The organism is Enterobacteriaceae endosymbiont of Plateumaris consimilis (genome assembly GCF_012563145.1).
GTDB lineage: Bacteria > Pseudomonadota > Gammaproteobacteria > Enterobacterales > Enterobacteriaceae.
In genome coordinates, this window is record NZ_CP046230.1 from 434,471 (window position 1) to 460,474 (window position 26,004).

At 19.9% G+C, this 26,004-nt stretch carries 27 protein-coding genes and 1 other RNA gene; 21 read left to right on the forward strand and 7 right to left on the reverse strand.

Going from position 1 to position 26,004, the window contains the following annotated elements; genetic code table 11:
* Positions 1-5: 5 nt before the first annotated feature.
* Complete coding sequence (yihA, locus tag GJT81_RS02080) at positions 6-617, reverse strand: ribosome biogenesis GTP-binding protein YihA/YsxC (RefSeq protein WP_169785670.1); 612 nt, start codon at positions 615-617, stop codon at positions 6-8.
* An 87-nt stretch (positions 618-704) separates the two neighbouring features.
* Here yihA and typA point away from each other — a divergent pair, with 87 nt between their 5' ends.
* A complete protein-coding gene (typA, locus tag GJT81_RS02085; protein WP_169785671.1) occupies positions 705-2,534 on the forward strand; it encodes a translational GTPase TypA in 1,830 nt (609 codons plus the stop codon).
* A gap of 29 nt (positions 2,535-2,563) precedes the next feature.
* Here typA and ssrA read toward each other — a convergent pair.
* The 3 genes from ssrA to GJT81_RS02100 all read right to left on the reverse strand — a co-directional run bounded on the left by ssrA (position 2,564) and on the right by GJT81_RS02100 (position 3,812).
* Positions 2,564-2,923: a transfer-messenger RNA gene (gene ssrA / locus GJT81_RS02090) on the reverse strand.
* A gap of 6 nt (positions 2,924-2,929) precedes the next feature.
* Positions 2,930-3,406 carry an SsrA-binding protein SmpB gene (gene smpB / locus GJT81_RS02525; protein ID WP_169785756.1) on the reverse strand — a complete coding sequence of 159 codons (477 nt, stop codon included), beginning with the start codon at positions 3,404-3,406 and terminating at the stop codon, positions 2,930-2,932.
* Positions 3,407-3,482: 76 nt separating this feature from the next.
* Positions 3,483-3,812, reverse strand: coding sequence for an outer membrane protein assembly factor BamE (locus GJT81_RS02100; RefSeq protein ID WP_169785672.1), 330 nt, complete (start codon positions 3,810-3,812; stop codon positions 3,483-3,485).
* Positions 3,813-4,010: 198 nt separating this feature from the next.
* Here GJT81_RS02100 and grpE point away from each other — a divergent pair, with 198 nt between their 5' ends.
* The 3 genes from grpE to rpmG all read left to right on the forward strand — a co-directional run bounded on the left by grpE (position 4,011) and on the right by rpmG (position 5,193).
* A complete protein-coding gene (gene grpE, locus GJT81_RS02105) occupies positions 4,011-4,646 on the forward strand; it encodes a nucleotide exchange factor GrpE (RefSeq protein ID WP_169785673.1) in 636 nt (211 codons plus the stop codon).
* A 136-nt stretch (positions 4,647-4,782) separates the two neighbouring features.
* Entirely contained in the window at positions 4,783-5,004 is a 222-nt protein-coding gene (gene rpmB / locus GJT81_RS02110; protein ID WP_169785674.1) for a 50S ribosomal protein L28, read from the forward strand.
* Between the two features lie 21 nt (positions 5,005-5,025).
* Entirely contained in the window at positions 5,026-5,193 is a 168-nt protein-coding gene (gene rpmG / locus GJT81_RS02115) for a 50S ribosomal protein L33 (RefSeq protein ID WP_169785675.1), read from the forward strand.
* A gap of 77 nt (positions 5,194-5,270) precedes the next feature.
* Here the strand turns inward: rpmG and rpmE are convergent, their stop codons facing one another.
* Entirely contained in the window at positions 5,271-5,492 is a 222-nt protein-coding gene (rpmE, locus tag GJT81_RS02120; protein ID WP_169785676.1) for a 50S ribosomal protein L31, read from the reverse strand.
* Positions 5,493-5,616: 124 nt separating this feature from the next.
* Between rpmE and priA the strand changes: the two genes are divergently transcribed.
* The 12 genes from priA (at position 5,617) to nrdB (ending at position 20,048) form a co-directional block, all read left to right on the forward strand.
* Positions 5,617-7,806 carry a replication restart helicase PriA gene (gene priA, locus GJT81_RS02125; protein WP_169785677.1) on the forward strand — a complete coding sequence of 730 codons (2,190 nt, stop codon included), beginning with the start codon at positions 5,617-5,619 and terminating at the stop codon, positions 7,804-7,806.
* Positions 7,807-7,871: 65 nt separating this feature from the next.
* On the forward strand, positions 7,872-9,758 hold the full coding sequence (gene mnmG / locus GJT81_RS02130) for a tRNA uridine-5-carboxymethylaminomethyl(34) synthesis enzyme MnmG (protein ID WP_169785757.1): 1,887 nt from the start codon (positions 7,872-7,874) through the stop codon (positions 9,756-9,758).
* Between the two features lie 157 nt (positions 9,759-9,915).
* Entirely contained in the window at positions 9,916-10,755 is an 840-nt protein-coding gene (gene atpB, locus GJT81_RS02135; RefSeq protein ID WP_169785678.1) for a F0F1 ATP synthase subunit A, read from the forward strand.
* Between the two features lie 29 nt (positions 10,756-10,784).
* Positions 10,785-11,027 (forward strand): F0F1 ATP synthase subunit C, encoded by a 243-nt coding sequence (gene atpE / locus GJT81_RS02140; RefSeq protein WP_168867735.1) that lies wholly within the window; start codon positions 10,785-10,787, stop codon positions 11,025-11,027.
* Positions 11,028-11,060: 33 nt separating this feature from the next.
* The gene (atpF, locus tag GJT81_RS02145; RefSeq protein WP_169785679.1) at positions 11,061-11,537 is read left to right on the forward strand and encodes a F0F1 ATP synthase subunit B; all 477 of its coding nucleotides are present in this window, start codon (positions 11,061-11,063) and stop codon (positions 11,535-11,537) included.
* A gap of 12 nt (positions 11,538-11,549) precedes the next feature.
* Positions 11,550-12,086, forward strand: coding sequence for an ATP synthase F1 subunit delta (gene atpH / locus GJT81_RS02150; protein ID WP_169785680.1), 537 nt, complete (start codon positions 11,550-11,552; stop codon positions 12,084-12,086).
* A 15-nt stretch (positions 12,087-12,101) separates the two neighbouring features.
* Complete coding sequence (gene atpA / locus GJT81_RS02155) at positions 12,102-13,640, forward strand: F0F1 ATP synthase subunit alpha (protein WP_169785681.1); 1,539 nt, start codon at positions 12,102-12,104, stop codon at positions 13,638-13,640.
* Between the two features lie 25 nt (positions 13,641-13,665).
* Positions 13,666-14,544 carry an ATP synthase F1 subunit gamma gene (atpG, locus tag GJT81_RS02160; RefSeq protein ID WP_169785682.1) on the forward strand — a complete coding sequence of 293 codons (879 nt, stop codon included), beginning with the start codon at positions 13,666-13,668 and terminating at the stop codon, positions 14,542-14,544.
* 35 nt (positions 14,545-14,579) lie between these two features.
* On the forward strand, positions 14,580-15,959 hold the full coding sequence (gene atpD / locus GJT81_RS02165; RefSeq protein ID WP_169785683.1) for a F0F1 ATP synthase subunit beta: 1,380 nt from the start codon (positions 14,580-14,582) through the stop codon (positions 15,957-15,959).
* A 33-nt stretch (positions 15,960-15,992) separates the two neighbouring features.
* The gene (gene atpC, locus GJT81_RS02170) at positions 15,993-16,412 is read left to right on the forward strand and encodes an ATP synthase F1 subunit epsilon (protein ID WP_169785684.1); all 420 of its coding nucleotides are present in this window, start codon (positions 15,993-15,995) and stop codon (positions 16,410-16,412) included.
* A 186-nt stretch (positions 16,413-16,598) separates the two neighbouring features.
* Entirely contained in the window at positions 16,599-18,881 is a 2,283-nt protein-coding gene (nrdA, locus tag GJT81_RS02175; RefSeq protein ID WP_169785685.1) for a class 1a ribonucleoside-diphosphate reductase subunit alpha, read from the forward strand.
* Positions 18,882-18,917: 36 nt separating this feature from the next.
* Positions 18,918-20,048, forward strand: coding sequence for a class Ia ribonucleoside-diphosphate reductase subunit beta (gene nrdB, locus GJT81_RS02180; RefSeq protein WP_169785686.1), 1,131 nt, complete (start codon positions 18,918-18,920; stop codon positions 20,046-20,048).
* 86 nt (positions 20,049-20,134) lie between these two features.
* Here nrdB and GJT81_RS02185 read toward each other — a convergent pair whose 3' ends face one another.
* A complete protein-coding gene (locus GJT81_RS02185) occupies positions 20,135-21,526 on the reverse strand; it encodes a basic amino acid/polyamine antiporter (RefSeq protein ID WP_169785687.1) in 1,392 nt (463 codons plus the stop codon).
* A gap of 123 nt (positions 21,527-21,649) precedes the next feature.
* Entirely contained in the window at positions 21,650-22,393 is a 744-nt protein-coding gene (locus tag GJT81_RS02190) for a Nif3-like dinuclear metal center hexameric protein (protein WP_169785758.1), read from the reverse strand.
* A 186-nt stretch (positions 22,394-22,579) separates the two neighbouring features.
* Between GJT81_RS02190 and GJT81_RS02195 the strand changes: the two genes are divergently transcribed.
* The 5 genes from GJT81_RS02195 to rplS are packed head-to-tail and all read left to right on the forward strand — an operon-like array spanning position 22,580 to position 25,920.
* The gene (locus GJT81_RS02195; protein WP_169785688.1) at positions 22,580-23,956 is read left to right on the forward strand and encodes a signal recognition particle protein; all 1,377 of its coding nucleotides are present in this window, start codon (positions 22,580-22,582) and stop codon (positions 23,954-23,956) included.
* Between the two features lie 31 nt (positions 23,957-23,987).
* The gene (gene rpsP, locus GJT81_RS02200; protein WP_169785689.1) at positions 23,988-24,227 is read left to right on the forward strand and encodes a 30S ribosomal protein S16; all 240 of its coding nucleotides are present in this window, start codon (positions 23,988-23,990) and stop codon (positions 24,225-24,227) included.
* A 14-nt stretch (positions 24,228-24,241) separates the two neighbouring features.
* Positions 24,242-24,775 carry a ribosome maturation factor RimM gene (gene rimM, locus GJT81_RS02205; protein ID WP_169785690.1) on the forward strand — a complete coding sequence of 178 codons (534 nt, stop codon included), beginning with the start codon at positions 24,242-24,244 and terminating at the stop codon, positions 24,773-24,775.
* Positions 24,776-24,788: 13 nt separating this feature from the next.
* On the forward strand, positions 24,789-25,544 hold the full coding sequence (gene trmD / locus GJT81_RS02210) for a tRNA (guanosine(37)-N1)-methyltransferase TrmD (protein WP_169785691.1): 756 nt from the start codon (positions 24,789-24,791) through the stop codon (positions 25,542-25,544).
* Positions 25,545-25,569: 25 nt separating this feature from the next.
* Positions 25,570-25,920: a 50S ribosomal protein L19 gene (gene rplS / locus GJT81_RS02215; protein ID WP_169785692.1), complete on the forward strand. Its 351-nt coding sequence runs from the start codon at positions 25,570-25,572 to the stop codon at positions 25,918-25,920.
* Positions 25,921-26,004 lie beyond the last annotated feature (84 nt).

Below are 26,004 nucleotides of genomic sequence, written 5' to 3' on the forward strand. Positions count from 1 at the left end.
AATATTTAATTATTAATTAAAAAATTAATTGATTTTTTTATATTCCGTAAATTTTCTTTTTTTAATGCTGAACAAGTTACAATTTTTATTTTCATATCAAATTTATTTAGTAAATCTAGATTTACTAAAATTTTTTTTATTTCATATATTTTTTTTTTAATTAAAATATTAGATAATTTATCAGACTTATTTAAAATAATTAAAATTGATTTTTTTTTATTAATAAATATTTGTAATAGAATTAAATCTATTTTTCTAAATAAAAAACGTATATCAATTATAAGAATTATACCTTTTAAAGAATTTCTAATTAAAATATATTTTTGAAAAAAATCATAAGTATTAAAAATTGATTGTTTTAAAAATTTACTATATCCATAACCTGGAAAATCTAAAAAACGAATTTCTTGATCATTTTTAAAAATATTAATTCTACATGTACATCCGGGAGTTTTACTAGTTCTAGCAATTTTTTGATTAAATAATAAATTAATTATTGTTGATTTTCCAACATTAGTATATCCAATAAAAGCAATTTCATTACCATAATCATATGTTAATTCATTTATACTTAAAATACTATTAATAAAATTAATAGATTGAAAATTAATTATCATAATTAATGTTTTAAATAAAATTTTTAATTAATATACACTATATATTTAATATTATGTTAATTAATTATTAATAAATAAGGATGATTTATGAAAAAAATACGAAATATAGCAATTGTAGCGCATGTTGATCATGGTAAAACAACTTTAATAGATAAATTATTAGAACAATCAGATAATTATCAAAATAAAAAAAATTCTTTTTATAAAGAAATAAAAGAACGTTTTATGGATACTAATGATCTAGAAAAAGAAAAAGGTATTACTATTTTTTCAAAAAATACATCTATATTTTGGAATAAATACCAAATTAATATAATTGATACACCTGGTCATGCTGATTTTAGTGCTGAAGTCGAACGTATATTATCTATGGTTGATTCTGTTTTATTAGTAGTAGATGCTACTGAAGGACCTATGCCACAAACCAGATTTGTTACTCAAAAAGCATTTAATCATAATTTAAATCCTATTATTGTAATCAATAAAATAGATAGAAAAAATATACGTCCTGATTGGGTTATTAATCAAATATTTGATTTATTTGTTAATTTAAATGCATCTGATAAACAACTAGATTTCCCTATTGTATATACTTCTGGAATTAAAGGAACATCAGGTTATGAAATTAACCAAATAAATAATAATATGAATGCATTATATGAATCAATTATTCGATATGTTCCTAAACCAAAAATTGATATTAATAAACCTTTTCAAATGCAAATTTCCCAAATAGAACATAATAATTATATAGGTAATATAGCAATTGGATTAATTAAAAGAGGTAAAATTAAAATTAATCAATTAGTTTTAGTAACTAATCAAAAAGGAAAAATGATAAAATCTAAAATATTACATTTAATTTATAATATAGGATTACATCAGATAAATTCCAATAATGCTGAAGCTGGAGATATAGTTGGTGTTGCTGGTAATGGATTTGAAAATATTAAAATTTTTGATACAATATGTGATATTAATAATAATAATCCATTACCACCATTAATAATAGATAAACCTACAATAAATATATTTATTCATGTTAATAATTCTCCATTTTCCGGTACAGAAGGAAAATATATAACATCTAGTAAAATTTTACATAGATTAGAACAAGAATGTTTATATGATATTGCACTTTGTGTAAAAGAAACTAATAATTATAATGTTTTTTGTATTTCAGGAAGAGGTGAACTACATTTAGTAATTTTAATAGAAAATATGAGAAGAGAAGGATTTGAATTAGCTGTTTCTAAACCGAAAGTTATTAACCATATTATGAATGGTATGTTAAAAGAACCATTTGAAAAATTAATTTTAAATTTCGAGAATAATAAAAAAGGAAATATAATTCAATTAATTAGCGATAGAAAAGCTATTATAAAAAATATAACATATGATATAAATAATAGAGTTACAATAGAATCTATTATATCAAGTAGAGGATTAATAGGTTTTAGAAATGAATTTTTAAATGTAACATCAGGAACCGGAATTATACATTCTTTTTTTAGTCATTATGATAAAGTTTTATCTGAATCAGTAGGACAAAGAAGAAATGGTGTTCTTATTTCTAATAGTCAAGGTAATGCTGTAGGATTTTCTCTATTTCATTTACAATCTAGAGGTAAATTATTTATTAAACATGGTGAAAAAGTTTATGAAGGACAGATTATAGGTATTCATAATAAAAATAATGATTTAACTGTAAATTGTTTGACAGGTAAAAAATTAACAAATATGAGAGCTTCTGGTAATGATGAAGCTATTAATTTAATCCCTGTTAAAAAAATGCTTTTAGAAGAAGCAATAACATTTATAAATGACGATGAATTAGTTGAGATTACTCCTATGTCTATTAGAATTAGAAAAAAATATTTAAAACAAAATCAAAGAAAAACCTCCAAAAAAAATTAACAAATAATTTAAATTAATAATATTATTAATTATGGAGCTGGGGGGATTTGAACCCCCGTCCAAAACTATTATGCTGTAGATATTTACATGTTTAGTATCATCTCTTTTTATTCAACGAAATAAACTGATGAACAAAGTTCTATATCGTATAGTCTGTTTTTTAATATATAATTTTAGACAAATTATATACGATCTCTTTTATATATAACCCATAAACTTTTATCAAAGAGAAAAATAATAAGCAACAGGGCCTTTACAGTATTTTAAGCTGCTAAAGCGTAATTTTTGTTTTTTGCAACTAAATTTATACGTTTTTTTACAAGGCCAACCGTACAACCTTGACATGATCTCTAAAGTTTCATAATTCTGTCGAATCCAAAATCAGCCCCTTATTTTTAAATTTTAATATTTTTTTTAATTATACGCATTCTATCTATATTCCATTCTTTACTTTTTAATAAATGTCGTTTATCATACTGTTTTTTACCCTTTGCAACAGCTATTTTTAACTTACACCAAGATTTTTTCCAATATAAACTTACAACTACAATAGTAAAACCTTTACTATTTAAAAAATTTTTTAATAGAAAAATTTCTTTTTTATTTAAAAGTAATTCTCTTTTTCTTACAGGATTATATTTTATATGATTACAAATAGTATTTAAAGGATTAATATGAGAATTTAATAAAAATACTTTATTACTATTATGTAGTATACTGACATAACTATTATTAATAGTGATATTATTAAATCTTAGTGATTTAACTTCCCATCCTTGTAATATAATTCCTGCTTCTATTTCTTTTTTAATAAAAAAATCATGATATATTTTTTTATTTAAAATAATATATTTTTTTTTTTCATTAGATATATATCATATTTTATATAATTTATATATGTATTAACTATAATTTATCATAAAATATAATAAATTATATCATATATAATTAATTTTTAATTAAATTTATTTTTATATCAATTAATTTATTTTTATTATTAAATATTAAAATAATAGTATTTTGTTGTAATTTATTATTTAATTTTTTAATAAAAATATAATACCAAATAGTATTGTTTTTTTTATAAAAAATAATATATGGATAATCTAATATATCAATAATTTGTTTTTTAGACATATTTTTTTTAATTTTATTAATTAGATTAATGTCTAAAAAATTTCCTTGATAAGTATTTTCTTGATATATTACTCTTTTAAAGATTGTACAACTAGATAACATTAAAATAAAAGGTAATATAAAAATTATTTTATATTTCATAAAATTATCTCTGTAAGTATTTATTATTAAAATTTCAATAATATTTTATTGTATATGTTTTATATGTATAATAATTAATTTTTGATTAATTTTTTGAAAAATTATAAATTATATTCAATATATTTTTAAAAAATTAATTATTATTAATATAACATTAATCAAATTATATATTTATAAATAATATAAATGGAGTAAAAAATGATTAAAAAAAAACCATTAGATAATTCTAAAATAAATAATATAAAAAAAGAAGATAATAAAATTGAAAATGAACAAAATGAAAAAATTAAAAATACAAAAAAAAACATTGTAGAAAATGAAAGTACTATAGAAAATATTCAAGAAAAAAATAGTTTATATCAACTACGTATTTTTGAATTAGAAAATAAACTAAAAAATTATGAATATAATTTAAGAGATATTAGACTTCGTTCACAGGCTGAAGTAGATAATATTAGACGTAGATCTCAATTAGATATAGAAAAAATTTACAAATTTTCATTAGAAAAGTTTATTAATGAATTATTACCTGTAATTGATAGTTTAGAAAAAGCTTCTGAAATTAGTTCAAAAAATAATACTATTGAAAAATCTATAATTGAAGGTATCCAATTAACTTTAAAATCATTATTAAATACAATAAAAAAATTCGGAATAGATATTATAAATGAAATAAATATTCCTTTTAATCCATCTAAACATCAAGCTATGTCTATTATAGAATCTAATGAAATAAAAGATAATTATATAATAAAAGTTATACAAAAAGGTTATACTTTAAATAAAAGATTACTAAGACCAGCTATGGTAATTATTGCTAAAGAAAAAAAATAATATAATATAATTTTATAATATTTTTTATATGCCCATAATTAAATATTAATTTTTAAATTATTTTGGGCATATTAAAATACAATTAATTATTTCAAAATATTATTTCTGTATTTAAATTTTTTTAAAAGGATTATATATGTCTAAAATATGTCAAATAACAGGTAAAAAAGTTATGAAAGGAAATAATCGTTCACATGCAATGAATGCAACTAAAAGAAAATTTTTACCAAATATACATTATCATAAATTTTGGATAAGCAGCAAAAAAAAATTTATTACTTTACGTGTATCTATAAAAGGTATGCGTATTATAGATAAACAAGGAATTGAAAAAATAATATTAAAAAATTCATATTAAAATATAATTAGGATTATATTTATGGCTAAAAAATCAAGAAATATAATTAAATTAATTTCATCAGCTGGTACAGGACATTTTTATACAACTACAAAAAATAAAAAATCAAATTCTAAAAAATTAGAACTTAAAAAGTTTGATCCTTTTATAAGAAAACATGTAATATATAAAGAAAATAAAATAAAATAAATTTTTATTATTAATCAATAATGTTTATTATTAAATTCTAACATTATTGATTAATTAATATTTATATACAATATATATTAACCTAATATTTTAGAATGTTTAAATTTTTTCTTGAATTTTTCTACTCTTCCTTTAGTGTCTATTATTCTTTGTTTACCAGTATAAAAAGGATGACATTTATTACATACATCCAAATTTATTTTTTTTTTGTTTATTAATGTTGATTTAGTGTGTATTATATTACCACAAGAACATTTTGCTGTAATATTATTATATTCTGGATGAATATTTTTTTTCATTTATAATTACCACTTAATATTAAAAATATAATTTTATTATTTACGATTAAATTTTATTGTATATAAATATTATTTTTGATACAACAATAACATTTTTATTTTTTATAAAAATTTTTTATATATTATGAAAATAATTCAAATAGTACTTAATAATGAAGTATTTGATAAAATATTTGATTATTTATTACCAAATTCTATAAATGTGAATGTAGAATTAGGAAGTAGAGTAATAATTCATATTAAAAATAAAGAATATATTGGTATAGTAATTAATATTAAAAATAATACAAATATACCTAAATGTAAATTAAAATATTTAAAAGAAATTTTAGATAATCAATCACTTTTTAATCCTGAAATATGGAATTTTGCTAATAAAATAGCTACATATTATCAATATTCTATTGGTGCAATACTTTTTCAAATACTTCCTATTTATTTAAGAGAAAAAATATATTCTAAATATATTTTTTATAATTTATATTGGGTTTTAAATAAAAAATTATTAAAAACAAATTTTAAAAAAATAAAATCATTAAAACAAAAAATAGCATTAAATATATTAAAAATAATCAAAATAAATTATGAAAAAATTTCTTTTTATGGTTTAACTAATAGTACAATGATATCTTTACAAAAAAAAAATTTATGTTTTATAGAAAAAAAATATAACTCATTATCTTTTTTAACAAAACAAAATTATTTAAATAATTCACCAATTTTTATAAAAACTAATAATATTTTAAATAAATTTTTTAACAAAATAAATATTTTTATAACTTGGATCATATCAGGAAGTTTAGTTTTTCTTGAAAATATTAATTTATATTTAAATATAATTAATATTATATTATATAAAAAAAAACAAATATTAATTTTAGTACCTAAAATATATTATTCTACATATATTTATAAATTTTTAACAAAAAATTTAAATGTTTCTATATATTTATTGAATTCTCAAACTTCTAATAAAGAAAATTTCTTTATTTGGAAAAATACTAAAAATGGTGTAATACCAATTATTATTGGTACAAATTACTCTATATTAACATCATTTTTAAATTTAGGTTTAATTATTGTAAGTGAAGAACATGACATTACATATAAACAATCAAATCAGTGTAGATATAATACAAGAGATATTGCAATATTAAGAGCTAAAATAGAAAATATTCCAATAATATTAGATTCTGCTACTCCAAGTTTAGAAACATTAAATAATATTAATATTGGAAAATATAGATTTTTGTCTGATAAGTATCTAAATATATTATATAACAAATATTATAATTTTAATTTAGTTAAAATAAATAACAAAAAGATTACAAATAGTATTTCTGATATATTGTTAAATATTATTAAAAAACATTTAGATAATAAAAATAATATAATATTATGTATTAATAATATAGGACACACAAATACTATTTTATGTAATGTATGTTATTACACTCCTAAATGTTCGATTTGTAATAATAATTATATTTTTTATAAAAAAAAAAAAAGATTATGTTGTTCTTTTTGTCAAAACATAATTTTAATAATTAAATATTGTTTAAAGTGTAAATCTACAAATATTTCTATTCTAAAAATAGAAATAGCTCAAATAATACAATTTTTAAACAAAAAATTTCCTACTATCAGTATAGTATATATTAATGAAAAAAATTTTTTAACAAATAAAAACAAATTAATTGATAAACCAGCTATAATTATAAATTCATCTTTTTTTATACAAAAAAGATATAATTTATTAAAAATTACTCTTATAGTATTTATAAATGTAGATTATATTTTTTTTACAAATAATTTTCGTTATACAGAATATTTTTCTCAATATTTTTTTAGAATATTAAAAAATAATTTAGAAATACAAAAAAAAAAAGAAATAATAATAGAAACAAATTTTACTCAACATAATTTTTTTGATAAATTAATTAATTATGCAAAATATTATTATTTAGCAAACTTTCTTTTGAAAGAAAGAAAATTAATGTTATTACCTCCTTTTAGTAATCATGTAATATTAATAGCTGAAGCATATAATATTAATAATATTTTAACATTTCTTAATAGAATAAAAGAGATATTTATACAAAATCATATTAATGATAAAGATTTTTTTATTATAGGACCTACTGATTTATTAGAAAATAAACCAACAATATTTTTTCGTAAACAAATAATTTTACAGCATCTATCAAGAAGTAAATTACATTCTATTATAAAAAATATGACTCACATAGCAAAAAAAGTTATTTATTTTAATAAAATTAAATTTATAATTGATATTGATCCTATCAGATATTAATTTTCAAAATTTTATAAAATTTATTTTTATAAAAAAATTAAATAATTTTAAGGTATTTATTTATGATAATGTATTCAAATAATTTTGATGTAATAATTGTAGGTGGAGGCCACTCTGGAACAGAAGCTGCAATAGCTAGTTCTAAAATGGGTAAACATACTCTTTTAATAACAAATAATATTGATACAATAGGTCAAATGTCTTGTAATCCTTCTATTGGAGGATTAGGAAAAAGTCATTTGGTTAAAGAAATTGATGCTTTAAATGGAGTAATGGGAACTACTATTGATAGTTCTGGTATACATTTTAAAGTTTTAAATAAAAGCAAAGGATCTGCTGTAAGAGCAACTAGAGTTCAAGCAGATAGAATCTTATATCAAAGAAATATTAAAAAAAAATTAGAAAACCAAAAAAATTTACTAATATTTCAACAAGAAGTAAAAAAAATAATAATTAAAAATTATAAAATTATAGGATTAATAACTAAGAATAATAATACTTTTTATTCAAAATGTATTATTTTAACAACCGGAACTTTTTTAAATGGTAAAATTTTTATAGGAATTAATGATCAATTTATAGGTGGTAGATTAAATGATTTTTCTTCTGTAGAATTATCTAATTTTTTAAAAGAATTACCTTTAAAAGAAGGAAGATTAAAAACTGGTACACCTCCACGTATTGATAAAAGAAGCATTAATTTTAAAAATTTAGAAATTCAAAATAGTGATTATCCTATACCTTTTTTTTCTTTTGTTAAAAATAAAAAATTAAATTTAAAACAATTACCTTGTTATATTACTCATACTAATAAAAATACTCATAAAATTATATTAGATAACATTATGTATAGTCCAATTTATAAAGGAATAATTAAAAGTAATGGTCCAAGATATTGTCCATCTATTGAAGATAAAGTAATAAAATTTCCTAAAAAAGATTCACATCAAATTTTTTTAGAACCTGAAGGTTTATATAGTAATGAAATTTATCCTAATGGTATTTCTACAAGTTTACCGTTCAATGTTCAATTATCCATTATTAGATCTATTAAAGGATTAGAAAAAGCACATATTACACGTCCTGGATATGCTGTTGAATATAGTTTTTATGACCCTAGAGGTTTAAAACCTACAATGGAAAGTAAATTTATTAAAGGATTATTTTTAGCTGGACAAATTAATGGAACTACAGGTTATGAAGAAGCTGCTGCACAAGGATTATTAGCTGGAATAAATGCATCTCTTTTAATCGATGAAAAAGAAGGTTGGTATCCATTAAGAAATGAGGCATATTTAGGTGTTTTAGTAGATGATTTATGTACTTTAGGTACAAAAGAACCATATCGTATGTTTACTTCTAGAGCAGAATATAGGTTAATTTTAAGAGAAAATAATGCTGATATAAGATTAACTGAAATAGGATACAAATTAGGATTAGTAGATAACAATCGTTGGAAAATTTTTAATCAAAAATTAGAAAATATAGAAAAAGAATATAATAGATTAAAAAATATTTATATTAAACCAAATAGTTTAATGAGTTTAAAATTGAGTGAACTAACAAATAATGTTTTAACAAAAGAGATAAATGGAATTAATTTACTTAAAAGACCAGAAATCAATTATACTAGTTTAATTCAATTAGATATATTTAATCCTGGTATTAAAGATATGGAGATAATAAATTATATTGAATCTGAATTAAAATATGAAGGATATATATTACAACAACAAAAAAACATTAATAAACAAAAAAGAAATGAAAATATTATAATACCTTCATATATTGAATTTAAAAATATTAAAGGTTTGTCTAATGAAGCAATCGACAAGTTTCAATATTATAAACCTTATAGTTTAGGACAAGCATCTAGAATACCAGGTATTACTCATGCTAATATTTCTATTCTTTTAATATATTTATTAAAACATAAATATATTAAACATTAATAAATTTTATTTAAAAATGAAATATTTTTATAATATAAAAAATATTAATTTTATTACATATTTAATTGTACAGTATAGTTAAAAAAATTATAATTAATTTTTCTTTATTAATAATAATTAATAAAATATTATATATTATAATTAGGTAATTAAATTCATGATAAAAAAAACATTAGAATCAAAAAATTATATTTTACATCATTTACAACATTTACAATTTGATCTAAAAAAATTTGAGATTATAAGTCCAGAAATAATTAATAACTCTTTTTGGGTTATAAACTTAGATTCTATTTTTTTTTCATTAATATTAGGATTATTATTTTTAATTTTTTTTTATATTTGTAAAATAAAAATGGTTAAAATTAATAATAGTATTATACCTGGAAAATTTCAATTATTTTGTGAATTAATTATTGATTTTGTATATAAAAATGTTAAGGATATATATCCTACAAAAAGTATTTTAATAGCTCCTCTTTCATTAACAATTTTTATATGGATTTTTTTAATGAATTGTATGGATTTAATTCCCATAGATTTCATTCCATACATTAGTAATAAAATATTTAATATTTCAACAATTAGAAGTGTTCCTTCTGCTGATTTAAATATAACTATTTCTATGTCTATAATTATTTTTATTTTGATTATTTTTTATTATATAAAAAATAAAAGTTTTGTAAATTTTATTAAAGAATTTACTTTACATCCTTTTAATCATTTTATATTTATACCTTTTAATTTAATTATTGAAGTTACAACATTAATATCAAAACCTATTTCTTTAAGTTTACGTCTTTTTGGTAATATTTATTCTGGAGGAATAATATTTATTTTAATTAATACATTAATACCATATTATTATCAATGGATATTAAATGTACCATGGGCAATTTTACATATTCTTATATCTTTATTACAAGCTTTTATTTTTATGATGTTAAGTATTGTTTATATATCAATGACATCAGAAAATAATAATTTAAAAAATTAATATTATTAATTAAAAGGAAATTATTAATTATGCATAATACAAATATAGAATTAATATATTTATCTGCTGCAATAATGATTGGTTTAGCAGCCATTGGAGCATCTATAGGAATTAGTTGGTTAGGAGGAAAATTTTTAGAAAGTACAGCAAGACAACCAGATATTGTATCAATATTAAGAACTCAATTCTTTATTGTTGTAGGTTTAATAGATGCAATACCGATGATTACGGTAGGAATAGGATTATATATAATATTTGTCGTATTAAGTTAAAATTTTACTAAAATAAATTATATAAATAAAATTATGAATATAAATGCAACTATTATCGGTCAAACTATTACTTTTATTTTGATTATTATGTTTTGTATGTATTATATCTGGCCTCCAATTATTTTATCTATTGAAAATAGAAAAAAAATAATTCAAGATCAATTATTATTTATAAATAAAAAAAAAAAAGATATAATTATAGCTGAAAATAAAATTTATTTAAAAATTAAAAAAGCACATAAAGAATATCAAATTATTATTAAACAAGCACAAAAATTAAGTGATCATATTATTAATGAAGCACAAGTAGAAAGTAAAAAAATATATAAAGAAACAATTAACAAAGCTCAAAAAAAAATAGAATATGAATATATAATAGCTAATGAATCTTTAAAAAAAGAAACTGTAAAAATAGCAATGTCTATTGCAGAAAAAATAATTAAAGATTCTTTTAAAAAAAATAAAAATTATGAAGATGATTTATTAAATAATTTTATTAATAAATTATAATATAGGTATATTATGTGTTATATAAAAAATTATATTGCATTACAATACGCTAAAGCAGCATTTTTTTTTGCTTTAAAAAATAATAATATAAAATATTGGAAAAAAATGTTCATATTTTATTGCAATGTAATAAATAATCATTATATAAAAAAGTTTTTATTTTTTAATAATCATAAATATATATCTGATGTTCTTATTAAATTATCTAATAATAAATTGAATTTTCATTTTATGAATATGATTAAAATCATGTCAGCAAATAAACGTTTATTTATTTTAGATAAAGTTTTAATAGAATTTAATAACTTAAATAATATTTATTATAATAAAGTAAATGTAAATTTATTATCTAATAAAAAATTAAATAGTAACCAATTATTAAAAATAAAAAATTTAATAAATAAAAAATTATCTAAAAAAATTTCTATTAATTATATTCATAATAAAAAATTATTAATTGGAGGTATTATTATTTATATAGAAGATCAAATACTAGATAATAGTATAAGAAGTAAAATCGATTTAATGAGTCAAATTTTACAAAAATAAGGTATAAATAATATAATGAAATTAAAAGCAACGGAAATTAGTGAATTAATAAAAAAGAAAATTAATGATTATAATGTATTAAATCAATACTATAATGAAGGAATTATTATTTCTATTGCTGATGGTATCATAAAAATATATGGACTTTCAAATATTAAAGAAGGAGAAATTATTTCTCTTCCTGAGAATACTTATGCTATAGCTTTAAATTTGGAAATAGATTTTGTTAGTGCTGTTGTATTAGGTTCTTATATACATTTAATAGAAGGAATGAAAGTTAAAAATACTGGTAATCAACTCAATATTCCAGTAGGAAGAAAATTAATGGGAAGAATTATAGATACATTAGGGAATCCTATTGATGGTAAAGGTAATATTGATTATGAATATTTATCTCCTATTGAAGTATCTGCACCTACTGTAATTGATCGTTGTCCAGTAAATCAACCATTACAAACAGGATATAAATTTATTGATGCTATAATACCTATTGGTAAAGGTCAAAGACAATTAATTATTGGAGATAGACAAACAGGAAAAACTACATTAGCTATTGATACCATAATAAACCAAAAAAATACTAATGTAAAATGTATATATGTAGGTATTGGACAAAAACAAACAACTATTTCTTATATAAAAAATATATTAGAAAAAAATAATGTATTAAAAAATACAATTATTATTGTTGCATCTGCATCAGATACAGCTATATTACAATATTTAGTTCCATATGCTGGATGTACTATAGGTGAGTATTTTAGAGATAGAGGAGAAGATGCTTTAATTGTATATGATGATTTATCAAAACAATCTATTGCATATAGACAAATATCTTTATTATTAAGACGTCCTCCTGGAAGAGAAGCATTTCCAGGAGATATATTTTATATTCATTCTCGATTGTTAGAAAGATCTGCCAGAGTCAATAGTTTTTATGTTGAAAAATTTACTAAAAATGATATAAAAGGTAAAACCGGCTCTTTAACAGCTTTCCCTATAGTAGAAACTCAAGCTGGAGATATTTCTTCTTTTATTCCAACAAATATAATTTCTATAACTGATGGACAAATTTTTTTAGATAAAAATTTATTTAATAAAGGAATAAGACCAGCTATAGATCCTGGTATTTCAGTTTCTAGAGTAGGTAGTACAGCTCAAAATAATATTATAAAAAAATTATCTTCTAATATACGTTTAATTTTAGCTCAATATAGGGAATTAGCTGTATTTTCTCAATTTTCATCAGAATTAGATAAAAAAACTACAGAATATCTATTAAATGGAAAAAAAATAATAGAAATTTTAAAACAAAAACCATATAAACCATTATCTGTAATAAATCAAATTCTTATTTTATTTGCAATATATAAAAAATATATAGATTTAATAGATTTGAAAAAAATTCAAAAATTTCAATATAATTTAATTAATTATACTAATTTAAATTTTAAAGAAATTTTATATAAAATTAATAAGAATTGTATATATAATAAAGATGTTGAAAATCAACTAAATTTTATTTTTAACGATTTTTTTTCTCATTTTAAATAAAATAAATTTTTTCTAGGTAAGATAAATGAATTTTATAAAAGAAATACGAAATAAAATAGAAGGAATAAAAAATACAAAGAAAATTACTAAAGCTATGGAAATGGTTACAGTATTTAAAATACGTAAATCACAAAAAAAAATGTTTTCTAGTAAATTATATTTATCTTTATTAAATAAATTAATAAAAAATATTTATCTATTTCAAAACAATATAAAAAAAAAACATCAATATATATATAATAATAAAATTATAAAAAATATAGGATATATTCTTATAACAACAGATAAAGGATTATGTGGAAATTTTAACAATAATTTATTTAAATTATTATCCAATGATATAAAAAAATGGAAAGAAAAATCTATTAATATTAAATCAGCTGTTATAGGTTGTAAAGGATTATTTTTTTTAAAAAAAAATAATATTCAAATAGTATCACAGATAACAAACATTAAAACTAATGATATTAATATATCAAAAATAATTAGCATTATAAAATATATGCTAAATTTATATAAAAAATCTTATATTGATAAATTATTTATAGTTTATAATAAATATGTAAATAATGTAATACAAACACCAAAAATATTTCAGATATTACCATTATCTTTAAATGAAATAAATAAAAAAAATATAGAAAAAAATAATTATCTTTATGAACCAAATTTTTATACAATTACAAATTATATTTTAAATAAATATATTCAATTACAAATATACAATTTTTTTTTAGAAAATTTAGTTGGAGAATATGCATCTAGAATTATAACTATGAAAACAGCTACTGATAATGCTGATCATTTTATTAAAGATTTACAATTATTATATAATAAAGTTAGACAATCAAATATCACACAAGAGTTAAATGAAATTATTACTGGTGCATCAGCTATGAAATAATAATTATTTAATATTTACTAAATAAAGGAATAAAAATGATATTTGGAAAAATTATTCAAATTATTGGACCTGTAATTGATGTTAGTTTTCCTAATAATAAAATACCTAAAATATATAATGCTTTAAAAATTCAAGATACTGCTATTATATTAGAAGTACAGCAACAATTAGGAGATGGTATAGTTCGTACATTAGCAATGAGTTCATCTGAAGGATTAAAAAGAGGATTAAAAGTTATTGATTTAAATCATGGTATTAAAGTTCCTGTTGGAAAATGTGTTTTAGGAAGGATGTTAAATGTTTTAGGTGAACCGATAGATATGAAAGGTGAAATACCTTTATCTGTAGAAAGAAGAGAAATACATCAAAATCCACCTTTATATACTAATCTATCTCATTCATTAGAATTTTTAGAAACTGGTATAAAAATTATTGATTTAATTTGTCCTTTTTCTAAAGGAAGTAAAATAGGTTTATTTGGTGGTGCTGGTGTAGGTAAAACAGTAAATATAATGGAATTAATTCGTAATATTGCAGTTGAACATTCAGGATATTCTGTCTTTGTAGGAGTTGGGGAAAGAACCAGAGAAGGAAATGATTTTTATTTAGAAATGTTAGAATCTAAAATCATAGATAGAGTTTCTTTAATATATGGTCAAATGAACGAACCACCGGGAAATAGATTAAGAGTTGCTTTAACAGGATTAACTATATCAGAAAAATTAAGAGATGATGGAAATAATGTATTACTATTTATTGATAATATTTATAGATATACTTTAGCTGGTAGTGAAGTATCTGCTTTATTAGGTAGAATTCCATCAGCAGTAGGTTATCAACCTACTCTTTCAGAAGAAATAGGTACTTTACAAGAGAGAATTGCATCTACCAATAATGGTTCTATAACTTCTATACAAGCTATTTATGTTCCAGCAGATGATTTAACTGATCCATCTCCAGCTACAATATTTTCTCATTTAGATGCTACTATAGTTCTTAGTAGACAAATTGCTTCTTTAGGAATTTATCCAGCAATAGATCCATTAAATTCTACTAGTCGTCAATTAGATCCATTAATTGTTGGAAAAAATCATTATAATATAGCACAAAATGTAAAATCTATATTACAACGTTATCAAGAATTAAAAGATGTAATTGCTATTTTAGGAATAGATGAATTATCTGATGAAGATAAACTTATTATTTCTCGTGCAAGAAAGATTCAAAAATTTTTATCTCAACCATTTTTTGTAGCTGAAATATTTACAGGAATTAAAGGACAATATGTTAGTATAAAAGATACTATAAAAGGATTTAAAGGTATAATTAATGGTGATTTCGATCATTTACCAGAACAAAATTTTTATATGGTAGGTTCAATAAAAGAAGTAATAAATAAATCAAAAAATAATTAATATATAATATTATATATAATTGGAATAATATTTATGCATAAAGAATATATTTTAAATATAATTAGTATAGAAAAAAAAATATTTTCTGATTTAGTAAAAAAGGTAAAAATACCAGGCATAGAAGGTTATTTAAGTATATATCCTAATCATATACCTTTATTAACTTTAATAAAACCAGGAGTTATATATATAGCTCAAAAAAAAAATAATAAATATTTTTATATATCTGGAGGAATATTAGAAATTAAAAAAAAACAAGTTAATGTTTTAGCAGATATAGTTATAAAAGGTACTGATTTAAAAGAAAAAATAATTTTAATAAATAAATCTAAAATAGAAAAAAAAATTAAAAATAATGTTTTTAATAAAGATTATTTACTAGCTATAAAAGAATTGTATAAAATTATAGCACAATTAAAAACAGTTCAATTAACAAAAAAAAATAATGAATAATTCAAATTATTGTATAATTAATTTTATTAAAAATATTATTTTTAATGAGTTAATAAAATTAGTATAATTATACTTTAGTTTATATACAAATATATAATAAAATTAAATTTCAACATTAATATAATAATATTATTATAAATAATTATTAACTTTTAAGAAAATAATATTTTCAATAGGTAATAATATATGAATCATACTTTATTTGTAATAAAAAGAAATGGGGATACTCAGTCTATAAATTTCAATAAAATTTATAAGATGCTTAATAGAGCTGCTAAAGGATTAAAAAATATATCTATATCAAAAGTAGAATCCATATCTTATTCACAATTTTATAATAATATTACTACTTCTAATATTCATGATATAATTATAAAAACTACAGCAGATCTCATTTCAGAAAAAAATCCTAATTATCAATTTATGGCTGCAAGATTAGTAATTTTTCATTTAAGAAAAAAAGCATATGGTCAATTTAAACCACCTAAATTATATTATCATGTTCAATTTATGATTAACCAAAAAAAATATGATAAATTTCTTTTAAAAGTTTATACAAAAAAAGAATTTAACATTATGGAAAATTTTATTGATCATAATCGAGACATGAAATTTTCTTATGCAGCTGTTAAACAATTAGAAGGAAAATATTTAATTAAAAATAGAGTTACAGGAAAAATTTATGAAAGTGCTCAATTTTTATATATTTTAATATCTGCATGTTTATTTGCTAAATATCATAATTCAAAAAGAATGGCTTATATAAAAAAATTTTATAATGCTATTTCTACATTTAAAATTTCTTTACCTACTCCTATCATGGCTGGTGTTCGTACACCTAATAAACAATTTAGTTCATGTATTTTAATTGAATGTGATGATAATATTAATTCTATTAATGCTACAACTAGTGCTATTATTAAATATATTTCTCATAGAGCTGGAATTGGTATTAATGCAGGACGTATTCGTGCTGAAGGAAGTCCTATTAGAAATGGTGAAGCATTTCATACAGGATGTATTCCATTTTATAAACATTTTCAAACTGCAATAAAATCTTGTTCTCAAGGAGGAGTTAGAGGTGGAGCAGGAACTTTGTTTTTTCCATTATGGCATCTAGAAATTACTAACTTATTAGTATTAAAAAATAATAGAGGTACAGAAGATAATAGGGTTCGTCATGTAGATTATGCAGTACAATTAAATAAGTTATTATATAAACGTTTAATTAAAGGTAAAATTATTACATTATTTAGTCCTTCAGATGTACCAGATTTATATGAATCTTTTTTTTCAGATCAAAAAAAATTTAAATGTCTTTATAAGAAATATGAACAAAATATTAATATACGTAAAAAAAAACTTTCTGCAATCGAATTGTTTTCATTAATGATGCAAGAACGTACTTCTACTGGAAGAATATATATTCAAAATGTTGATCATTGTAACACACATTCTGCTTTTATACCTAGTATAGCACCAATTAGACAATCTAATTTATGTTTAGAAATTACTCTTCCTACAAAACCATTAAATGATATTAATGATGCTAATGGAGAAATTGGATTATGTACTTTATCAGCTTTTAATTTAGGAATAATTAATAATTTAAATGAATTAAAAACATTATCTGATTTAATAGTTAGAGCACTAAATTGTCTATTAGATTATCAAGAATATTTGATTCCAGCAGCAAAAAATGCTGCTTTAGGAAGAAGATCTTTAGGTATAGGAGTAATTAATTTTGCTTATTATTTAGCAAAAAATAATGTTCGTTATTCTGATAATAGTGCAAATAATTTAACTCATAAAACTTTTGAAGCTATTCAATATTATCTTTTACAAGCTTCTAATAACTTAGCTAAAGAGGAAGGTGCTTGTCCTTTATTTAAAGATACTACTTATTCACAAGGAATTTTACCTATTGATACATATAAAAAATCAATTGATAATATTACAAATGAACCTTTGCATTTTAATTGGGAAAATTTAAGAAATAAAATAAAAAAATATGGTTTACGTAATTCAACACTATCTGCTTTAATGCCATCAGAAACTTCATCACAAATATCTAATGCAACTAATGGTATTGAACCTCCTAGAGGATATATAAGTATAAAAACATCTAAAAATGGAGTTTTAAAACAAGTAATACCAGAATATGAAAAATTAAAAGAAAAATATGAATTATTATGGAATATTCCTAATAATAATGGATATTTAAATTTAATTAGTTTGATGCAAAAATTTATTGATCAATCAATTTCATCAAATATTAATTATGATCCTAAAAAATTTATTAATGGTAAAATACCAATGCAACAATTATTACAAGATCTATTAAAAGCTTATCAATTAGGAATAAAAACTTTATACTACCAAAACACTAGAGATGGAGCTGAAGATAGACAAAGTGATTTAAATTTTATAGAATCTGATATCTGTCATTATGGATCTTGTATGATTTAATAGAATTTATTAATTAGTATTTTGGATAATCATAAAATGAGTTATACTACTTTTTCTTATAAAAAAAATAATCAATTAAAAGAACCTATGTTTTTTGGACAATCTGTAAATATAGCTCGTTATGATCAACAAAAACATAATATTTTTGAAAAATTGATTGAAAAACAATTAAGTTTTTTTTGGAGACCTGAAGAAATAGATATATCATGTGACCGTATTCATTATCAAAATTTACCTAAACATGAAAAACATATATTTATTAGTAATTTAAAATATCAAACTTTATTGGATTCTATTCAAGGTAGAAGTCCAAACATAGCATTATTACCATTAATTTCTATCCCTGAATTAGAAACTTGGGTTGAAACATGGTCTTTTTTTGAAACAATACATTCTCGTTCTTATACTTATATTATTAGAAATATTATTAATGATCCTTCGTTAGTTTTTGATGATATTGTTACAAATAAAAATATTATTTTAAGATCTAAAGATATTGTTAATCATTATGATGAACTGATTAAAATGACAAATTATTGGCATTTATTTGGAGAAGGAGTTCATTTAATTAATGGATCAAAAATTATTGTTAATTTATATGAATTAAAAAAAAAATTATATTTATGTTTAATGAATATTAATATATTAGAATCAATAAGATTTTATGTTAGTTTTGCATGTTCTTTTGCTTTTGCTGAAAGAGAATTAATGGAAGGTAATGCAAAAATTATCCGATTTATAGCACGTGATGAATATTTACATTTAATAGGAACACAATATATATTAAATGTAATGCGTAATGGTGATGAAGATATGGATATGGCAAAAATTGCTATTGAATGTCGTCCTGAATGTTATCAATTATTCTTAAATGCTGCTACTCAAGAACAAAAATGGGCAGAATATTTATTTTCTAATGGTACTATAATAGGACTAAATAAAAAAATATTGTGTCAATATATTAAATATATTACTAATGTAAGAATGAAAAATATTGGATTACTTTTACCTTTTAAAATAAAAAAAAATCCAATACCATGGATTAATTCCTGGTTAATTTCAGATAATGTACAAATGGCACCTCAAGAAGTAGAAGTAAGTTCTTATTTAGTTGGACAAGTAGATTCTACAGTAAATATTAAAGATTTTAATAATTTTAAATTATAATTTAATTATGACTGTTATATATTATAACAGTCATATAATTATGTTATTTTTAATCATATTAATTATATTTAATAAATGACAAACTTTTATTTTATTAAATAAAATAAAGAAAAAATTGATCCTAATAATAAACAAGAAAAAATAAATTTTTCTTTATTATTAAATAATAAAAATTTTGGATTATATTTTTTAAAAATTATTAAAAATATTAATCCTGGAGCATATAAAATTAATGATAATAATAAATGTAAAGGTCCTGAAGCATATAATAACCATATACCATATATACAAGATCCCATACCTATAAATATGTGTAATATATTTTTATTATATAAAGATATTTTTAATAAATAAGCTCCAACTAAAAAATAAGGAATTAATATCATTTCAGATGATAAAACTAATAAATTATTATAATTTGATTTTGTTAAAAAGATTAAAATTAAACATAATTGCATACTACTGCTTGTAAACCAAAGTGAAAATGAAGGTGCTTTATTAATATTTTGTTTAGAAAAACATTTAGGAAATATTCCATGTTTTGAAGCTATACATGGAACTTCAGCGGCCATAATTGCCCAACTTAAATAAGCACCACAAACTGATATAATTAATCCTAAAACTATAACAATATTACCCCAATTACCAATTAATACTGTCATTAGACCTGCCATAGAAGGATTTCTCATATTAGCTAAATCTATTCTATTAATAATTCCTAATGATAATAATGTAACTAATAAATAGATACATAAAGCAATAAAAACTGCTAATAATGTAGCTTTACTTATATCTTTTTTATTTTTAGCTTTAGAAGATAAAATTACAGCTCCTTCTACTCCAATAAATACCCATAAAGTAATTAACATTGTATGTTTTACTTGTTCCCATATTGGTACACCAAATTTTATTCCAGTAAAATCAATATTAAATTTTTTTAAATTAAAAGCTAATATAGATAAAAATATAAATATACTTAATGGAAGTAATTTTCCTAAAGTAGCAATTATATTAATAATTGCAGCAGTTTGTGTACCATTTAATAATAAAAAATGTATAGCCCAAAGTAAAATAGATGCCGCTAATAAAGATATCCATGTATTACCACTTCCAAATATGATAAAATCAGAATGATCAGTAAAAAAACTAATTGCAGAAAAAACAATTACTAAATATGAAACATTTGCTATAACTGCACATAGCCAATAACCCCAAGCAGAACAAAATCCAATGAGTTCCCCAAATCCATCTTTAGCATATGCAAAAATACCACCATCAAGATTAGGTTTTAATTTGTGAAGTAATAACATTGAAACAGCTAAAAAGGTGATGCCTATACCAGTAATAATCCATCCTATAATTAACGCAGCAGGACTCGCAATAGCCGCCATATTTTGTGGTAAACTAAAAACACCTGCACCTAACATAGAACTAATAACTAAAGCTGTTAATGATTTAAGATCTAATTTTTTATCCAAAATAATTCCTTTAAATACATAAATTTTTATTCAAATCATGTAAATTTAAATAAAAAATATTTTTAATATTAAAATGTTTAATTATTAAAAATAATATTTTATAAAAAATTTTTTATTATATAATTACACAGGATTATTTATGTCAATAAAATTAATTTTTAAATCATAATTATTTTTTAACCACTGACTTAACATAATTATACCACCTTTTTCAGTAGCATGATGTCCTGCTGATATGAAATTTACACCATATTCTGTAGCAATATGTATAGTTTGTTCTGATACTTCACCTGTAAGAAAAACTTCAATATTAAAATCTACTATTTCTTCAAAAAATTTTTGACCTGCTCCACTACACCAAGCAATATTGTTTATAATTTTAGGAGCATTTTTTCCAAAATGTAAAGGAGTACGATTTAATTTACATTTAATAATATTTATTAAATCTTTTATATGTAAAGGAGGATTAAAACTACCATAAAAAACAAAAGGATTTATTTTACCTATAAAGTTAATATTTAATAAATTTGCTAAAAAAATATTATTACTTAAATTATTATTAATATCTAATGGAATATGCCAACTATATAAATTGATATCATTAGATAATAATGTTTTTAGACGATAACGTTTTAATCCTTTAATAATTAAAGATTCATTTTTCCAAAAATATCCATGGTGTACTATGATTGCATCAGCTTTTTTTAAAACAGCTATATTTAATAAACTTTGGCATGCACTTACACCTGTAATAATATTTGTAATATTATTTTTACCTTCTATTTGTAATCCATTAGGAACATAATCATTAATATTAATAGAATTTAATTTATTGTTAATAATTTTTTCTAATTCAATATTATTTATCATTTTATTTTAAAATAAATATATATATAATACTAATAGAATTGATATTATTTTATAAGTTGAATACTAGTTTATATTTTCATTATATTTATTTATCTTTTTTTTGTTATATAAGTATATAATAATTATATAATATTCAAAATTTAAAATAAACAATATTTTATTAATAAAAGGAACACAATATAAATGTTTGAAAATTTACGTAATAAATTATCAAAAACATTATCTAAAATTAGTAATTATGGTAGATTAACAGAAAAAAATATAAAAGATACACTAGATAAAATATCTAATACTTTATTAGAAGCAGATGTATCATTTAAAGTAGTTAATAATATTATTCATAATCTTAAAAAAAATGCTATTGGAAAAAAAATTAATAATAGTTTTACTCCGGGACAAGAATTAATTAAATTAATTAAAAATAATTTAATAAAAATTATGGGTGAATCTGATATTAATATCAATTTGGCTGTTCAACCACCAGCAGTGATTTTATTAGCAGGTTTACAAGGTGTGGGTAAAACAACTAGTGTTGTTAAATTAGCGTATTTTTTAAAAAAAAAATATAAGAAAAAAATAATAGTTGCTTCCACTGATATTTATAGACCTGCAGCTATGGAACAATTAAAAATTTTATCTCAACAAATTAAAATAGATTGTTTTAATTCTAATAAAAATATTTCTTCAGAAAAAATTTCTCAAAATGCACTAAATTATGCAAAAATTAATTTTTATGATATATTAATTATAGATACATCTGGAAGACTACATATAGATAATAATATGATGGATGAGTTAAAAAATATTCATAATCATGTTAATCCTATAGAAACTATATTTGTTGTAGATTCGATGACAGGACAAGATGCAGTTAATAGTGCTTATGTTTTTAATAAAATATTACCATTAACAGGAATTTTTTTAACAAAAACAGATGGTGATTCAAGAGGTGGTGCTGCTTTATCAATTAGATATATAACTAACAAACCAATAAAATTTATTGGTACTGGAGAAAAAATAGATAAAATAGAGATTTTTTCTCCTAAAAAAATTGCTATTAGAATTTTAGGCATGAAAGAAGAACTATCTTCTATTAAAGATATTGAAAATAAAATTAATAATATAAAAAATCACAAATTGATAAAAAAATTTAAAGATGGAAAACAATTTAGTATTGTTGATTTTTTAAATCAAATAAAACAAATAAGCAAAATAGGTAATAATAATATTACAAAATTAATAAATACAATGAGTTTACGAAATATAAACCATACAATTAATCCAATATCTAGTTTTATTAATACAAATAATAATATTATTATAGAAACACAAAATATTATTAATTCTATGACTGTTATGGAAAAATTAGATATTAATATTATTAACTATTCAAGAAAAAAAAGAATATCTATGGGTTCTGGTGTTTCTATACAAAAAATTAATGTTATATTTAAACAATATAGTCAATTTAAATTAATATCTAAAAAAATGAAAAATAATTATGGAATAAAAAAAATGTTTCGTAATATAAAAAATGTTTTTCCAAAAAAGTTTTTTTAAAATATTTAATGTAAGGTAAAGGTATTATAATATGGTAAAAATTCGCTTATCTCGTCACGGAATAAAAAAAAAACCTTTTTATCAAATAGTTGTTATTAATAATAAAAGTCCTAGAGATGGACGTTTTATTGAAAGAATTGGTTATTTTAACCCATTTTATTCAAAAAAAACTAATCATATTAAAATTAATAAAGATAAAATTAATTTTTGGTTATCTAAAGGAGCAGTTATTTCTAAAAGGGTTAATTTTTTAATAAAACACAGTAATTAAAAATTATTAAATATATGAATATAGTTCTAGGTCAATTTGGTTCAGTATATGGTATAAAAGGGTATATAAAATTATTTTCTTATACTTTTATTAAAAGTAATATTTTTGTTTATAAAAATTTATTTATCATTAATAATGAAACTAAAATATTTCCAATAATATTTAAGAAATGGATATTTAATAATAATTATTATATTGTTAAAATTATTAATTTTAACGAACGTAATGATTTAATTAAATTAGTAAATTACAAAATATATATTTTATATAATTATTTAATAAAATATAAAAATATAGATGAATATTATTGGAATGATATCATTGGATGTAAAATTATTAATGTAAATAATTATAAAAATTTAGGAATAGTAAAAGACATTATATCAACAGGATCTAATGATGTACTTATTATAGAATCTGTTGCTATTTCAAAAAATAAAAAAAATATTAAAAAACAATTAATTCCTTTTATTGAAAATCAAGTAATAAAAAATATTAATTTAATAAAAAATGTTATTGAAGTTGATTGGAATTTTAATATTTATTAATATAAGAGACATTATGTGGTTTGGTATTATTAGTTTATTTCCTGAAATGTTTAAGTCAATTATTGATTATGGAATTACTAGTAAAGGAATTAAAAAAAAACTTTTAACATTAAATTTTTGGAATCCTCGAGATTATACAAAAAATAAATATCATAATGTAGATTGTAATATTTATGGTGGTGGAAGTGGAGTTATATTAAAAGCTGAACCGTTAATAAAAGCTATTCATGCCGCAACACAAAAAGTAAAAAAATCTGTTAAAACCATTTATTTATCTCCTCAAGGCAAACAAATTAATAAATTATATGTAAATAATTTATTAACTTATAAAAACATTATATTAATTTGTGGTAGATATAAAGGTATAGATGAACGTATTATACATTCTTATATAGATGAAGAAGTTTCTATAGGAGATTATATTCTTAGTGGTGGAGAATTACCGGCTATGATTTTAATCGATATTTTATCTAGATTAATTCCCGGTGTTTTAAATAAAAAATCTTCAAATGATACAGATTCTTTTTTTAATAACGGTTTATTAGATTGTCCAAATTATACTAGACCAAGAATTTTAAAAAATAAAGAAAAAGTTCCAGAAATTTTACTATCAGGACATCATAAAAAAATAAAAAAATGGAGATTACAACAATCCCTGGGTTATACATGGTTAAAGAGACCAGATTTGTTTAAAAAAAAAAAATTAACAAAAGAAGAAAAAATATTATTTAATGAATTTAAAAATGATTTTTTTAAAAAAAATTTATAAAATAATATATTATTAGGAAATATTAATGAATATTATTGATTCTCTAGAAAAAGAACAAATAAAAAAAAATATAATATCTCTTTTATTTAGACCTGGAGATACATTAGAAATAAAAGTTTGGGTTGTTGAAGGTTCTAAAAAAAGATTACAATTATTTGAAGGAATTGTAATTGCTATACGAAAAAGAGGTTTAAATACTTCTTTTACGGTAAGAAAAATATCCAATAATATTGGTATTGAACGTGTATTTCAATTATATTCAAAAGTAATTAATTCTATAACTATAAAAAAACATGGATATGTTAAAAAAGCAAAATTATATTATTTACGTAAATTAACAGGAAAAGCAGCACGTATAAAAGAACGTTTAATTTAATATAAAATTATTTAATAAATCAGTTTTAAAATTTTTTATATAGATAATTTTTTAAATAGATAATCAAATATATTATTAACAAAT

Excerpts from the sequence above, each read along its gene's own strand:
- yihA (WP_169785670.1), bottom strand. The coding sequence starts at position 617 with ATGATAATTAATTTTCAATCTATTAATTTTATTAATAGTATTTTAAGT.
- typA (WP_169785671.1), top strand. The coding sequence starts at position 705 with ATGAAAAAAATACGAAATATAGCAATTGTAGCGCATGTTGATCATGGT.
- GJT81_RS02100 (WP_169785672.1), bottom strand. The coding sequence starts at position 3,812 with ATGAAATATAAAATAATTTTTATATTACCTTTTATTTTAATGTTATCT.
- grpE (WP_169785673.1), top strand. The coding sequence starts at position 4,011 with ATGATTAAAAAAAAACCATTAGATAATTCTAAAATAAATAATATAAAA.
- rpmB (WP_169785674.1), top strand. The coding sequence starts at position 4,783 with ATGTCTAAAATATGTCAAATAACAGGTAAAAAAGTTATGAAAGGAAAT.
- rpmG (WP_169785675.1), top strand. The coding sequence starts at position 5,026 with ATGGCTAAAAAATCAAGAAATATAATTAAATTAATTTCATCAGCTGGT.
- rpmE (WP_169785676.1), bottom strand. The coding sequence starts at position 5,492 with ATGAAAAAAAATATTCATCCAGAATATAATAATATTACAGCAAAATGT.
- priA (WP_169785677.1), top strand. The coding sequence starts at position 5,617 with ATGAAAATAATTCAAATAGTACTTAATAATGAAGTATTTGATAAAATA.
- atpB (WP_169785678.1), top strand. The coding sequence starts at position 9,916 with ATGATAAAAAAAACATTAGAATCAAAAAATTATATTTTACATCATTTA.
- atpE (WP_168867735.1), top strand. The coding sequence starts at position 10,785 with ATGCATAATACAAATATAGAATTAATATATTTATCTGCTGCAATAATG.
- atpF (WP_169785679.1), top strand. The coding sequence starts at position 11,061 with ATGAATATAAATGCAACTATTATCGGTCAAACTATTACTTTTATTTTG.
- atpH (WP_169785680.1), top strand. The coding sequence starts at position 11,550 with ATGTGTTATATAAAAAATTATATTGCATTACAATACGCTAAAGCAGCA.
- atpA (WP_169785681.1), top strand. The coding sequence starts at position 12,102 with ATGAAATTAAAAGCAACGGAAATTAGTGAATTAATAAAAAAGAAAATT.
- atpG (WP_169785682.1), top strand. The coding sequence starts at position 13,666 with ATGAATTTTATAAAAGAAATACGAAATAAAATAGAAGGAATAAAAAAT.
- atpD (WP_169785683.1), top strand. The coding sequence starts at position 14,580 with ATGATATTTGGAAAAATTATTCAAATTATTGGACCTGTAATTGATGTT.
- atpC (WP_169785684.1), top strand. The coding sequence starts at position 15,993 with ATGCATAAAGAATATATTTTAAATATAATTAGTATAGAAAAAAAAATA.
- nrdA (WP_169785685.1), top strand. The coding sequence starts at position 16,599 with ATGAATCATACTTTATTTGTAATAAAAAGAAATGGGGATACTCAGTCT.
- nrdB (WP_169785686.1), top strand. The coding sequence starts at position 18,918 with ATGAGTTATACTACTTTTTCTTATAAAAAAAATAATCAATTAAAAGAA.
- GJT81_RS02195 (WP_169785688.1), top strand. The coding sequence starts at position 22,580 with ATGTTTGAAAATTTACGTAATAAATTATCAAAAACATTATCTAAAATT.
- rpsP (WP_169785689.1), top strand. The coding sequence starts at position 23,988 with ATGGTAAAAATTCGCTTATCTCGTCACGGAATAAAAAAAAAACCTTTT.
- rimM (WP_169785690.1), top strand. The coding sequence starts at position 24,242 with ATGAATATAGTTCTAGGTCAATTTGGTTCAGTATATGGTATAAAAGGG.
- trmD (WP_169785691.1), top strand. The coding sequence starts at position 24,789 with ATGTGGTTTGGTATTATTAGTTTATTTCCTGAAATGTTTAAGTCAATT.
- rplS (WP_169785692.1), top strand. The coding sequence starts at position 25,570 with ATGAATATTATTGATTCTCTAGAAAAAGAACAAATAAAAAAAAATATA.